The organism is Xanthomonas protegens (assembly GCF_038442435.1).
Taxonomy (GTDB): domain Bacteria; phylum Pseudomonadota; class Gammaproteobacteria; order Xanthomonadales; family Xanthomonadaceae; genus Xanthomonas_A; species Xanthomonas_A sontii.
Genome location: NZ_JAQJCQ010000013.1, coordinates 60,741 through 73,366, shown reverse-complemented (window position 1 = coordinate 73,366; position 12,626 = coordinate 60,741). Strand labels below are relative to the sequence as shown.

The 12,626-nt window shown below is 71.6% G+C and carries 10 protein-coding genes; 3 read left to right on the top strand and 7 right to left on the bottom strand.

What is annotated here, in order from left to right; all coding sequences use genetic code 11:
* Nucleotides 1-104 precede the first annotated feature (104 nt).
* Nucleotides 105-1,391, top strand: coding sequence for an O-acetylhomoserine aminocarboxypropyltransferase/cysteine synthase family protein (locus tag PIQ37_RS15245; protein ID WP_342074086.1), 1,287 nt, complete (start codon nt 105-107; stop codon nt 1,389-1,391).
* A 25-nt stretch (nt 1,392-1,416) separates the two neighbouring features.
* On the opposite strand, the gene PIQ37_RS15240 is transcribed toward PIQ37_RS15245, so the two are convergent.
* Nucleotides 1,417-2,247 carry an AraC family transcriptional regulator gene (locus PIQ37_RS15240; RefSeq protein ID WP_342074085.1) on the bottom strand — a complete coding sequence of 277 codons (831 nt, stop codon included), beginning with the start codon at nt 2,245-2,247 and terminating at the stop codon, nt 1,417-1,419.
* A gap of 30 nt (nt 2,248-2,277) precedes the next feature.
* On the opposite strand from PIQ37_RS15240, the gene PIQ37_RS15235 reads away from it, so the two are divergent.
* Complete coding sequence (locus PIQ37_RS15235; protein WP_342074084.1) at nt 2,278-3,525, top strand: MFS transporter; 1,248 nt, start codon at nt 2,278-2,280, stop codon at nt 3,523-3,525.
* A 102-nt stretch (nt 3,526-3,627) separates the two neighbouring features.
* On the top strand, nt 3,628-4,737 hold the full coding sequence (locus PIQ37_RS15230) for a sterol desaturase family protein (RefSeq protein WP_342074083.1): 1,110 nt from the start codon (nt 3,628-3,630) through the stop codon (nt 4,735-4,737).
* A 255-nt stretch (nt 4,738-4,992) separates the two neighbouring features.
* Here the strand turns inward: PIQ37_RS15230 and PIQ37_RS15225 are convergent, their stop codons facing one another.
* The 6 genes from PIQ37_RS15225 to PIQ37_RS15200 are packed head-to-tail and all read right to left on the bottom strand — an operon-like array spanning nt 4,993 to nt 12,535.
* Nucleotides 4,993-5,307, bottom strand: a complete 315-nt coding sequence (locus PIQ37_RS15225; protein ID WP_017910801.1) for a PsiF family protein — start codon at nt 5,305-5,307, stop codon at nt 4,993-4,995.
* 54 nt (nt 5,308-5,361) lie between these two features.
* A complete protein-coding gene (locus tag PIQ37_RS15220; protein WP_342074082.1) occupies nt 5,362-6,615 on the bottom strand; it encodes a type III PLP-dependent enzyme in 1,254 nt (417 codons plus the stop codon).
* Nucleotides 6,612-8,369: an IucA/IucC family protein gene (locus PIQ37_RS15215; protein WP_342074081.1), complete on the bottom strand. Its 1,758-nt coding sequence runs from the start codon at nt 8,367-8,369 to the stop codon at nt 6,612-6,614. Before PIQ37_RS15215 ends, PIQ37_RS15220 begins: the two co-directional genes overlap by 4 nt.
* Nucleotides 8,347-9,519: an MFS transporter gene (locus tag PIQ37_RS15210; RefSeq protein ID WP_342074080.1), complete on the bottom strand. Its 1,173-nt coding sequence runs from the start codon at nt 9,517-9,519 to the stop codon at nt 8,347-8,349. Before PIQ37_RS15210 ends, PIQ37_RS15215 begins: the two co-directional genes overlap by 23 nt.
* Nucleotides 9,516-11,312 (bottom strand): IucA/IucC family protein, encoded by a 1,797-nt coding sequence (locus PIQ37_RS15205; RefSeq protein ID WP_342074079.1) that lies wholly within the window; start codon nt 11,310-11,312, stop codon nt 9,516-9,518. Before PIQ37_RS15205 ends, PIQ37_RS15210 begins: the two co-directional genes overlap by 4 nt.
* A complete protein-coding gene (locus tag PIQ37_RS15200; RefSeq protein WP_342074078.1) occupies nt 11,309-12,535 on the bottom strand; it encodes an ATP-grasp domain-containing protein in 1,227 nt (408 codons plus the stop codon). Before PIQ37_RS15200 ends, PIQ37_RS15205 begins: the two co-directional genes overlap by 4 nt.
* Between the last annotated feature and the right edge of the window lie 91 nt (nt 12,536-12,626).

Below are 12,626 nucleotides of genomic sequence, written 5' to 3'. Positions count from 1 at the left end.
CGCCGCAGCGCTGACAACCCAGCGGCATGGCCTCATAACCGCAGGTTTGCATGTGCCGTCGCGCGCGGCGCTATCGTCTGCGCTCCCGTTGCCGAGACCCGCCCATGTCCGACCCGAACTGGAAGCTGGAAACCATCGCCGTGCACGGCGGCTACCGTCCCGATCCGACCACCCGCGCGGTGGCCGTGCCGATCTACCAGACCGTGGCCTATGCCTTCGACGACACCCAGCATGGCGCCGACCTGTTCGACCTGAAAGTGCAGGGCAACATCTACAGCCGCATCATGAACCCCACCACCGACGTGCTGGAGCAGCGCATCGCCGCGCTGGAAGGTGGCATCGGCGCGCTGGCGGTGGCGTCCGGGCAGGCGGCGGTGACCTATGCCATCCAGACCATCGCCGAGGCCGGCGACAACATCGTGTCCTCCAGTGCGCTGTACGGCGGCACCTACAACCTGTTCGCGCACACCTTGCCGCTGTCCGGGATCCAGACCCGCTTCGCCGACTATCGCGATCCGGGCGCCTTCGCCGGACTGATCGACGAGCGCACCAAGGCGATCTTCGTCGAGTCGATCGGCAACCCGCGCGGCAATGTCACCGACCTGGAAGCGGTGGCCGCCATCGCCCACGCCCACGGCGTGCCGCTGATCGTCGACAACACCGTGCCCACGCCGTACCTGCTGCGGCCGTTCGACTTCGGTGCCGACATCGTGGTGCATTCGCTGACCAAGTACCTGGGCGGCCACGGCACCAGCCTGGGCGGGGCGATCGTCGATTCCGGGCGCTTCCCGTGGGCGACGCACGCGCAGCGCTTCCGCCGCCTCAACGAGCCGGACGTGAGCTACCACGGCGTGGTCTACACCGAGGCGCTGTGCGAGGCCGCCTACATCGGCCGCGCGCGGGTGGTGCCGCTGCGCAACACCGGTGCGGCGCTGTCGCCGTTCAACGCGTTCCAGATCCTGCAGGGCATCGAGACGCTGCCGCTGCGCATGGACCGGATCAACCAGAACACGCTGGCGCTGGCGCGGCACCTGCAGGGCGAGGCCAAGGTGGAGTGGGTTAACTACGCTGGCCTGCCGGACCATCCCGAGCACGCGCTGGCGCAGAAGTACCTGCGCGGCCACGGCTCCGGCGTGCTGACCTTCGGCCTGCGCGGCGGCCGCGCCGCCGGCGCACGCTTCCTCGATGCGCTGCAACTGTTCACCCGCCTGGTCAACATCGGCGACGCCAAGTCGCTGGCCACGCATCCAGCGTCCACCACCCATCGCCAGCTCTCGCCCGAGGAATTGCAGCGCAGCGGCGTCAGCGAGGACACGGTGCGGCTGTCGGTGGGCATCGAGCACATCGACGACCTGCTCGCCGACCTGCGGCAGGCGCTGGCGCAGGCCTGAGCCACGCCGCGCGCTGCATGCGTGCTCAGCGGAAGAACTGGCTCGGCGGCTGCCCGAACTGGCGCTTGAACATGGCGGTGAACGCGCTGGGGCTGTCGTAGCCCAGCTCCACCGCCACGTCGATGATGCGGTCGCCGGCGGCCAGCCGTTCGAGCCCGCGCAGCAGGCGCAGTTGCTGGCGCCACTGGCCGAAGCGCATCTGCAGTTCGCGCTGGCACAGGCGCTGGATGGTCTTGACGTCCACGCCCAGCGCCGCGGCCCAGGCGTGCAGCGTGGTGGGAGCGGCCGGGTCGGCGTCGAGCGCGGCGGCGATGCGCAGCAGGCGCGGATCGCGCGGCTGCGGCAGGTACAGCGGCAGCGCCGGCAGCGCATGCAGTTCGTCCAGGATCAGCCGCATCAGCCGCCCGTCGCGCGAGTCGGCGGCGTGGTCCCAGGGAATCTCCGCGGCGCTGCGGATCAGCGCTTCCAGCAGCGGCTCCACCGCCATCACCGTCGGCGTGCCTGGCATGCCGGCGATGGCGGCGGGGCGGATGTACAGGCTGCGCATGCGCAGGATGCCGATCCAGCGCACGCTGTGCTCGGTGCCGGCGGGGATCCACAGCGCGCGCGTGCTCGGCACCACCCAGTGGCCCTGGCCCGAGCGCACCACCATCAGGCCGGACACCGCGTAGATCAACTGGTGGCGCGCATGCCGGTGCGGGGCGATGGCGCTGTCCGGCGTGTAGTCGATGGCCTTGCACACCACGTCGGCGGGCGCGTCGTCCGCATTGCGGCCGGACCCCGGCACCATGATGTCCTTTTTGCGATGGTTGCTGGGCATGTCGCGCGAGAAGGTCGAGGCGGGGCAGCCTACCATGCACGCACTCCCGGCAATGCCTGTCCCGCCATGTCCACTTTGCGTCCTGCCGCGCCCGTCGTTTCCTCCCCCGCCGCTCCCGCCGCTCCCGTCGCCCCGCGCAAGGTCGCGTCGGGCGTCCTGGCCGCGATCACCTCCTCGCACCTGATCAACGACATGATGCAGTCGCTGATCCTGGCGCTGTACCCGGTGCTCAAGGGCCAGTTCCAGCTCAGCTTCGCCCAGGTCGGCCTGATCACTCTCACGTATCAGATCACTGCCTCGCTGTTCCAGCCGCTGATCGGGCTGCGCACCGATCGCCGACCGGCGCCGTACTCGCTACCGATGGGCATGAGTTCCACCCTGTGCGGGCTGTTGCTGCTGGCCTATGCGCCGAGCTTCGGCATGGTGTTGCTGGCGGCGGCCCTGGTCGGGATCGGCTCGGCGATCTTCCATCCCGAATCCTCGCGCATCGCGCGGCTGGCCTCGGGTGGCCGCCACGGCCTGGCCCAGTCGGTGTTCCAGGTCGGCGGCAATACCGGCACCGCGCTGGGGCCGCTGATCGCCGCGGCGGTGATCGTGCCCAACGGCCGCCACAGCGTGGCCTGGTTCGGCGGCGCGGCACTGCTCGGCATCGCCTTGCTGTCCTATGTCGGGCGCTGGTACGCGCTGCACCTGCAGGCCGCGCGAGCGACGCCGCGGCCGGTCGCCGCGGTGCCGGCGCTGCCGCGCGCCACGGTGGTGCGCATCGTCGGCATCCTGCTGCTGCTGATCTTCTCCAAGTATTTCTACATCGCCGGGCTGAGCAGCTACTACACGTTCTACCTGATCCAGCGCTTCGGCATCTCGGTGCAGAGCGCGCAGTTGCATCTGTTCGCGTTCCTGCTGGCCTCGGCGCTGGGCACGCTGATCGGCGGCCCGGTCGGCGACCGCATCGGCCGCAAGCCGGTGATCTGGGTGTCGATCCTGGGCGTGGCGCCGTTCGCGTTGGCGCTGCCGCACGTGGGTCTGCATGCGGCCACCGCGTTGACCGTGCTGATCGGCTTCGTGTTGTCCTCGGCGTTCTCCGCGATCCTGGTGTACGCGCAGGAAATGATGCCCGGGCGCATCGGCACCATCTCCGGGCTGTTCTTCGGCTTCGCCTTCGGCATGGGCGGGCTGGGCGCGGCGGTGCTGGGCCTGCTCGCGGACCACCGCGGCATCGTCTTCGTCTACCAGGTGATGTCGTTCCTGCCGCTGCTGGGCATCGTTGCGGCGTTTCTGCCGAGCCGGCGGCCGGATGCCGCCGCGGCGCACTAGCGCGACCGCGTGTGGCCGGCATCGACCGGCACGGACAGCTTGGCGAAAGCCTGCGGCCGCATGCTGTCGCGCCGGCCGTCGCGCCCCCATCGCCGTCTTCGCATGCCTGTCATCGCCCTGGTCTCGTCCGTTGCCCACGCCTGGTCCACGCTGGTCGACCTGGTCGCCAGCCACGCGGTGGCGCCGCTGCTGGCGGCGCTGCACCTGACCGGACTCAGCGACGATCCGCACGACATCGCCGCCTCGCTGCTGGTGGCGGCCCTGCAACTGTCCATCATCGGCGTGCTGTTCCGGCCTCTGGAGAGCCTGTGGCCGGCCGAGCGCTGGGAGCACCGGCGGCTGGCGCGGATCGACTTCCACTACACCTGGCTGATGCTGATCGGGGTGTTTCCGCTGTTCTCGTTCCTGATCCTGACCCCGGTGGTCAACGCACTGGGCGGCGCCGACCCCAACGCCGCGGCGGCGCCGGAGACCGGCCTGCGCCATGCCTGGCCGTGGCTGGACCAGCATCCGCTGGCGTTGTTCGCGCTGTACTACCTGGCCTACGACTTCACCTACTACTGGATGCACCGGGTGCAGCACTGGATGCCGTGGTGGTGGGCCATGCACAGCATGCACCACAGCCAGCGCCAGCTCAGTTGCTGGGCCAACGACCGCAGCAACTACCTGGATGGCATGCTGCAGTCGTTCGTGCTGGCCGCGGTGGGCATCGCCTTCGGCATCGAGGCCGACGAGTTCGCCTGGCTGATGCTGCTCGGCGAACTGGTGCAGAACCTGTCGCACGCCAACGTGCGCTTCGGCTTCGGCCCGGTGTTCAACAAGCTCCTGGTCGATCCCCCGTTCCATCGCCTGCACCACATGCGCGTGGATCCGGAGCGGCCCGGCCTGCACAACTGCAACTTCGGCCAGGTGTTCGCGTTCTGGGACGTGCTGTTCGGCACTGCGTTGTATGGTGAGCCGGTGCGGCCGACCGGAGTAGGCGATCCGATGGTGGATCGCGACAACGAGCTGGGCCTGGTCGCGCTGCAGTGGGAAGGGCTCAAGCGCTTCTGGGGCGCGGTGCGGCGCCGTTCCGGATGGACGCCCGGCGAGGTGGCGTTCGGCGAGGACTATGCGCCGATTCCGGTGGATCATGCGGGGATGCCGGTGGGCGGCGGGGATTCGGGAGTGGGGATGACCAGCCGTTCGGCTGTGGAAAGCCGGGATTCGTAGGAGCGGTGGCGGTTGGCGATGCGGTTGTTGCCTGCTTCGCTGGCTGTCGTACCCTCACCCCAACCCCTCTCCCGGTGGGAGAGGGGCTTAGCGTTTCCCTTCTCACTGCGGGACCATGGCCCCCTTTTCGGGGGAAGGTGCCCCGCAGGGGCGGATGAGGGTGCGGGCGAAGCCTCGTGCACCCAAACATCGCGAGATGCTACGCGCCGTACCCTCACCCCAACCCCTCTCCCGGGGGAGAGGGGCTTACTGCGCTTACTGCTTCTTCAGACAGCCGCTCATGAAGGTCTTGCGGGCGTCGCCCTGCAGCTTCTGCGTGGCGGCCTGGGCATTGCAGTCCTTCATCCGTTGCTGGGAGGCGTTGCCCGCCGCCGGGGCGGTGCCGCCGCTGAGGCAGGCCTTTTGCGCGCTCTTGTACTCATCGCCTTTCTTGCCCTTGTTCTGGGCCGAGCACTTGGCCATTAGGGTCTGTTGGGCGGTCTGCGGCTTGGTCGCGGCAGTGGCCAGCAGTGGGGCGGCGGTGAAGCTCAGCAGCAGACAGGTGGCGGCGAAGCGGGCGGAACGGGTCATGGCGGCAGCTCCGGTTGGATGTGCCGGCAGGGTGCGCCGGCACGGGTGACCGGATCATGACGCCGCGGTGGCCGGGTCGGCAATGCGGCGCTGCGGCAAGGCGTCGGCGGCCTGCGCCGGGCCGTCGAGGAACAGCATCTGCGGCGGCGGATGCATCAGGAACTGCTGGTGCGAGATGTTCCAGGCGTAGGCGCCAGCCAGCGGGAACGCCAGGCAGTCGCCCGGCGCCAGTGCGGCCACCGGCTGGTCGCGGGCCAGCACGTCCTTGGGCGTGCACAGTTGCCCGACCAGGGTCACCCGCGCATCGCGCAGCACCGGCGGCTGCGTGCCGCGCAGCACCAGGAACGGATGATCGTGGCCCTGCGCGGCAGGCGTGCGGAAATGATGGGTGCCGCCGCGGCCGATGGCGAACTGCGCGCCATGGCTGCGCTTGATGTCCAGCACCTCCATCAGGTACCAGCCGCAGGCGGCGCTGACGTAGCGGCCCGGTTCCAGGCGCAGGCGCAGGCCTTCGCCGTGCGTACGCAGCAGCGCCGGCAACCCCGCGCAGAACGCGGCCCAATCGAACGAGGCCGCCGGATCGGCGTAGTCCACGCCGAAGCCGCCGCCAGCGTTCACCGTCAGCGGTCCCAGCGCGTAGGCCTGGCGCCAGCCCTGCACGGTCTGCAGGTAGTGTGCGATCAGGCGCAACTGCACTTGCGCATCGCGCTGGTGCGACAGCAGGTGGAAATGGAAGCCGTCCAGGTGCAGCCCGGTCGCGCCGCGCAGCACCTGCATGGCCGTGTCCAGGTCGTCCGCGTCCAGGCCGAACGGCGAGGGCCGCCCACCCATCACCAGGCGCGTGTCCTGCATGCCCGGCACCACGATGTTCAGGCGCAGGAACACCGACAGCGGCCGCTCCCGCGATGCAGCGATGCGGGCCAGCCGTTGCAGTTCGCCCAGGCTTTCCGCATGCACGCTGCAGTCGGGCAGGCTGGCGGCCAGTTGCAATTCGGCATCGAGCTTGCCGGGGCCGCCGAACAGCAGCCGGCGCCCCGGCTGGTGCGTGTGCAGCCACTGCAGTTCGCCGCCGGAGGCCGCCTCGAAACCGTCCACCCACGGCGCCAGCGTGCGCAGCACCGGCGGCTCGGCGTTGGCCTTGGCCGCGTAGAACAGTTCGCACTCGGCCGGCAGCTGCGTGCGCAGCATCGCCGCGTGCGCCTGCAGCGCCGCCAGGTCGTAGACGTAGGCGCAGACCGGGCCGTCGGCCTGCGCGCGCAACTGCGCCAGCGCCGCGTGCAGCGGGGCGGAATGGATGCGCAGGCTCATGCGGCCGCCTGCCGCAGTGCGGCGCTGCCGATCGGGTTGGGCAGGAAGCTGTAGTCGGCATGGCGGTCGGCGCGCTGCAACAGGCGCAGGCGCAGGTTGTTCTTGGCCGGCAGCGGCGCGCCGTCGAGCAGGGCCTGCAGCGCGGGCTGCGCGCCGTGGCGCTGCTGCCAGCGGCGGGCGATGTCGCCGACGATCTGCCACAGTTGGCGTTCGCGGCGGTCGTGGCCGTCGGCGAGGTGGAAGATCGCTTCGGCCAGGTTGTTGACCAGCGCGCAGTAGGCGATGCGGTTCCAGCCGCGTTCGGCGCTGTAGTACAGCGACTGTCGCGCGGTCTCGGACATGCCGGGCAGGCGTGCCGCCGGCCAGCGCGACGGCAGCAGCTTGGTGCCTTCCAGGTCGCGGATCCACACCTGTGTCGGCAGGCCGCCTTCGCAGCCGATCACGGTGTTCTGCAGGTGCGGCTCCAGCACGATGCCGTAGCCGAACCAGGCGCTCCACACGCCGTCCAGCAGCAGCTGTGCATAGGCGCGGAACCAGGCCGCCGTGGCTGCCTCCAGGCTGCTGCCGCTGTGCTGCGCCAGCGCCTGCAGCGCGGCGGCGCAGGCCGGCTGGCCGCGCGCGTCGTTGGTGAACAGCGCACCGGCCACCTGCGGGCGATAGCGCGCGCGCTGCGCGGCCGGGATCGCCTGCCGGTACAGCACGCCGAAGCTCTCGCCCAGCTCGCGGCAGGCCTGTGCATCGGCGTCCAGCGCGGAGAAATCCAGGTCGGTGGCGGCCGGCTCCAGCAGCACGTGGAAGCCAGGCACGCGCTGCGCCAGCGCCTGCCAGTCCGGTGCCAGCAGCCGGGTCAGCGCCACCGCGCTTTCCAGTTCGTACCAGGCGTTCTTGCGCACGCAGTTGGTCAGGCGCACGTGCACCGACAGCTTGAGGAAATGATCGAGGTCGGCGTGGTAGAGCGTGCGCACCGACGAGGTCGGGCGCAGCGCCAGGCCGCGTTCGCCCAACGGTTCGATTCGGCCGCGCGCCTGCGCCTGGCGCAGCAGCGGATGCGCCAGCACGCGCTCTGCTTCCCACGGGTGGCAGGGGTACAGGTCGGCGCCGCCGCCGGCCTGCGCCAGCGTGGCGCGCACGTCATCGCCCTGCGCGCGGTACAGGCGCGGGTCGATGCGGAACCAGAACAGCGGGAAGGCGCTGCGCGCTTCCGGCGCGCACGCCAGCACCTGGTCCAGCGGCACGCCCTCGCGGCTCTTGGGCGTGGGATGGAAGGCGTGGCCCCACAGCATCGACTGCTCGGCATCGATCAGTGCCTCGCCGGTGGGCTGGGCGGCGTCGGCCTGGCGCAGCAGCTGCGCGGTGATGGCGACGCTGTTGGCGCTCTGCGCCAGCAGTTCCAGGTTGGGCGCGTGCTCGCCTTCGCTGAGCTCCTGCAGCAGCAGCCGCACCAGCGTCTCCGCGTCCAGGCAGTGCCACGGACGGCCGTCGGCCTTCAGGTAGGGCGCCGAGGCGAAGCGGCAGCGGCCCAGGCGGTCGGCATGCGCCAGGCGCACGCACAGCGTGGCGCCGGAGGGCAGGCGCAGGCGCAGCCAGCGCTCGCCGGCGGCGGCGATGCCGGGCCGGTCCAGGCCGCGATAGTCGAAGTCGGCCAGGCCGCGATCGAGCGCGACTTCGCGCAGGTAGCAGTTGAGCCAGCAGGTGATCGCCTGCGCTTGAGCCAGGCTGTCGTACCACGGGTCATGCATCGGCAACGGGGACATGGACGGTTCTCCGAACGGACGTGAGCATCAGGGCCGGCAGCAGCGCCAGCAGGGCGGCCGCGGCGGCGGCGAGGAACGGCACGGCCAGGCCATGGCCTTGCACCAGGGCACCGGCAAGGGCGCCGCCGGCGACGCCGGCGTACTTGCCGGCGGCATCGAAGCGGCCGAACAGCTGGCCCGCGCCGCGCCCGCCGGCAACCTCGGCCAGGCTGCGGTTGAGGCCGCGCAGCGCCATCCACATGCCCAGGCCGAACAGCAGCCGCGCGGCGATCAACCAGCCGGGCGCCGGCGGCGCCATCTGCAGCAGGCAGGCCAGGGCGAACAGCGCCAGTCCCGCCGGCAGCGGCGACATGCGATGGTCGCGACCGCGCCAGCACGGCATCAGCACCAGGTAGACCAGGTGCGGCAGGCTGTACAGCAGGCCGGCGACCGCGCTGCTGCCGATGCCGTGCGCCTGCGCATACGGCAGGAAGTAGGGAAAGGTCACCACCATCGCGAAACAGAACAGGAACTGCGTGGTCCACAGCGCCCAGCGCTGGCGGCGCTGCGTGGCATCGGTGTGCGGCAGGGAGGGCGTGGACGTGGCGGTCGTCGGCGCGCGCGGCGGATCGGCCGGCAACCGCCAGCTCAGCGCGAAGGCCAGCAGTGGCAGCAGCGCCAGGTAGCGGTACAGCGATTGCGCCGGCCCCAACGCGGTGGCCAGGCCGAGCAGCGCCGGCGCGGTGACCATCGCCAGCCGTGCCGAGAACTGGGTCCAGTCCAGTGCCCGCGCCAGCGAGCCACTGTGCGCCTGGCTGCTGAGATAGGCGTTGGTCGCGGCCAGCGAGCCGCCGCAGGCGCCCTGCACGACCAGGCCGGCGACCAGCCAGCCCAGGTCCGGCGCGAAGCCAGCCATGAGGAAGCCAAGCGCCAGGCCGAGTTGCGCGCGCAGCAGCGAGCGCTTGCGTCCGTAGCGGTCGGCCAGCCGGCCCCAGGCGCTGGCGGTGAGCGCGGTGCACAGCGTCGGCAGCACGTACAGCACGCCGCTCCAGCCGATCGCCGCGCCCGGCGCAAGCTGTTGCAGCACCTGCGGCAGGAACAGCGGCATGCCCAGCGCGGTGAAGGCGGCCAGATAGTGCGCGGCCAGCACCGGGCCGAGGAGGCGCTTCATCGCGCCGCCCCGGCCGCGACCGCGCGCGCCGCCAGTGCATCCTCGCGCAGCAGGTTGGGCGCGCTGTCGCCGTAGAACTTGTTGATGTCCGCCGCGCCGGTGATCTGCTTGCCGAGCAGGCTGCCGGCGCTGAGCAGGTACTTCACCGGCAGCGTGGGCGCGTCCAGCAGCGCCTGCGCCGGGGCGGTGTCGATGCCGTCCTCGCGCAGCGCGCGCAGGGTGCCGTGCAGGCGCGCGCGCAGCAGTGCGTACAGCGGGGCGCGCAGCCCCGGCTGCCGTTCCGCCAGCCCTTCCAGCATCGCCTGCAGATCCAGTTGCAGGATGATGGTGCAGAACATCCGCGCCAGCGCGGCGTCGTCCTGCACCACGATGCGCGCGTCGCGCGGAGCGCCCAACGCGGCCAGCGCCGGCCGTTGCGCGTGCAGCCGCGGCAGCAGCACCCGCGCCGCGTCGTTGTCCTTGAGCAGCAGCCGCGGCGCGCGGCCGGCGGCGTAGATCAGCACGCTGTTCTGCTGGTTGGCCTCCAGCGCGATGCCGTAGCGCAGCCACAGCCGCAGGTGCACCTGGCACATCAGCGCCAGGTAGCTGTCCCACCAGGCGGTGAGGTCGCCGCCGTGGAAGCGCTCGGCCAGGTGCACGGCCAGCGGCCGGCCATCGGGCAGCGTCGCGCACAGGCCGGCCACCGGCACCAGGGTCGCCTCCGGCAACGCCGGATAGCGGCGCAGCAGGTAGGACAGGTGCCGTGTCTCGCCGACATGGCCGGCATGCGCCTCGTCCACGTGCAGGTAGCGTTCGCCCAGCGCCGGATCGTGCGCGGCGAGGTCGCACAACACGCGTTCGAACCAGTGCCCGTCGTACAGCGTGGACGGCTTGATCAGGCGCAGGTTGAGCGCGCCGAGGGTGCGCATCGGCACCGGCAGCTTCAGATGATGATCGGGAAACGCCAGCGGGATCACCGTGCGCAGCGACAGCGACGGGCGCACCTGCAGCCACGGCTGCGGCGCGGCGACCGCGCCGTCCGGCAGGGCGAAGCCATCCTCGCCCAGCCGCGCGAAGATCAGCGGGTGCAGTGGCCAGGCGACGTGGTCGGCGTCCAGCGCCGGATCCAGGCCGAGCATGCTCGGGCGCGGCCAGAACGCCGGCGGCGGGGTGGTCTGGGTGACCTTTGCGACCGGCAGCGCCAGCCAGCGCAGCGCGAAGCTGGGGCCGAACTCCGGCGCATAGCGCGGCAGGTCGGCATCGTCCAGGCCGAGCTTGGCGCGTGCGCTGGGATAGAACGGGTGATCGCGGTGGCTGGCCAGTTGTTCGCAGCGGTAGGCGCGCTCGTGCGCGTCGGCGGCGTCCAGCGCGGTGGCCAGCAGCGGCTGTTGCTGTGCGTAGGCCTGTCGCGCCAGCGCGCGCTGGCGCACCGCGCAGTCGGCTTCCTCGACATAGGCGCGGTGCAGCGCCTGGGTTTCCGCGTCGAGCCCGGCGCCCAGCCGTGCCAGCCACTGCGCGGCGCCGGATTCGTAGGCAGTTTGCTGCCCGGTGTGCACGACCCAGCCGTCGCTGCAGGCGCTCACGGTCTGCAGGTAACCGGCGCGGCGCAGCGGCAGCCACAGTTCGCCGTCGGGCAGGTGCGCGATGCGCCACCAGGTGGCGTCCGCAGGCAGCGGCGCCTGCGCCCAGGCGGCGAGCACCGCCGGCGGCGGCGTGGCGGCGGCGCCGTGGCTGACGATGCCGCGCAGGTCTTCGCGCAGGCAGGCGTCGATCACGCGCAGGTCGATGTAGCGGCGGTCGGCGTCCTGGCTCATGCCGCCACTCCGGTGGTGGTGTCGATGCGCCAATGCAGCGACGCCTCGGTGCTGGCCAGCGCCTGCTGCAGGTCCGCCTCGGTATCGGCGAGCACGTCCAGCACGCCCAGGTAATCCTTGTTGGAATGGCTCAGGCGGATGGCGTCGCCGGGTTGCCGCAGGCGCCGGTAGCGTGCCTCCCAGTGCGCGTCGCTGCTGGCGTGGTCGGCGCTGGCCACCGCCAGCGTGCCGTCGTGCTCGGCCACGTAGTAGCGCACCAGCGCCTGCGCGCGGCGCGCCCGCAGCGCCGGCAGCGGCCGGCCCAGGTGCAGGCCGAGCACGCTGTCGAACCAGTGTCCGCCGAACAGGCGATCGAGCAGGAATTCGCGGCCGTCGCCGATGCTGCGGTAGTTGATCTCCACCAGCACCGGGCCGTCGGCGGTGAGGATGAATTCGCTGTGGCACACGCCGAAGCCGATGCCGAATGCCTGCAGTTGCGCCAGTGCCTGCTGCAGCACCGGGGTGTCGGTGGCGCCGCGCCAGCGCGCCTCGCATTCGACGAAATGCGGTGGCGCCGACAGCTGCACGTCGAAGCCGCCGATCGGCTGCAGGCTACGCCCGTCGCCCAGCGTTTCCAGGGTGAACAGCGGGCCCTCCAGCACGCTTTCCAGCAGCACGCTGCGCTGCGGGTGGCGCTGCCAGAAATCATCGAGGTAGGCCTGCAGCGCGGCCGCGTCGGCGCAGTGGCGCACGTCCAGGCTGGCCACGCCTTCGCGCGGCTTGGCGATCAGCGGCCAGGGCGCCTGCGCCGGCGGCTGCGCGCCCGGCGCCAGGCTGCAGAACCACGGCGCCGGCAGGCCGAGCGCACGCAGCCGCTGGCGCATCGCCGCCTTGTTCTTGGCCGCGTAGCAGACCTGCCAGTCCTTGCCCGGCACGCCGAGCGCGGCGGCGACCACGGCGGCGCTGGTCTGCAGGTGGTCGCTGTTGCTGAACACCGCGCGCGGCGGCTGCGGCAGGCTGCCGAGCAGGTCGAGCACGCCCAGCGGATTGAACACGTCGCACTCCAGCACCTGCACCGGTGCGGCGGGCGGATGGCGGCGGAAATGGTCGAGGTGCGCGTGGCGGTGGTCGGTCAGCAGCAGCGCCGGCACGCCCAGGCGCTGCGCGGCGGGAAGGAAGCCATCGGTCACCGCCGGGTGGCAGACGTGGCTGAGGAGCAGCAGGGGAGCGTCGTGCGGGGTCATGTGCGGGTCTCGTCGGGCGCAGGCGCACGCACGCCACCGGCGCGGCCGCGCGGCGGCGGACACGGGAGGCATGCGCCGCGGCTGCGGCAGG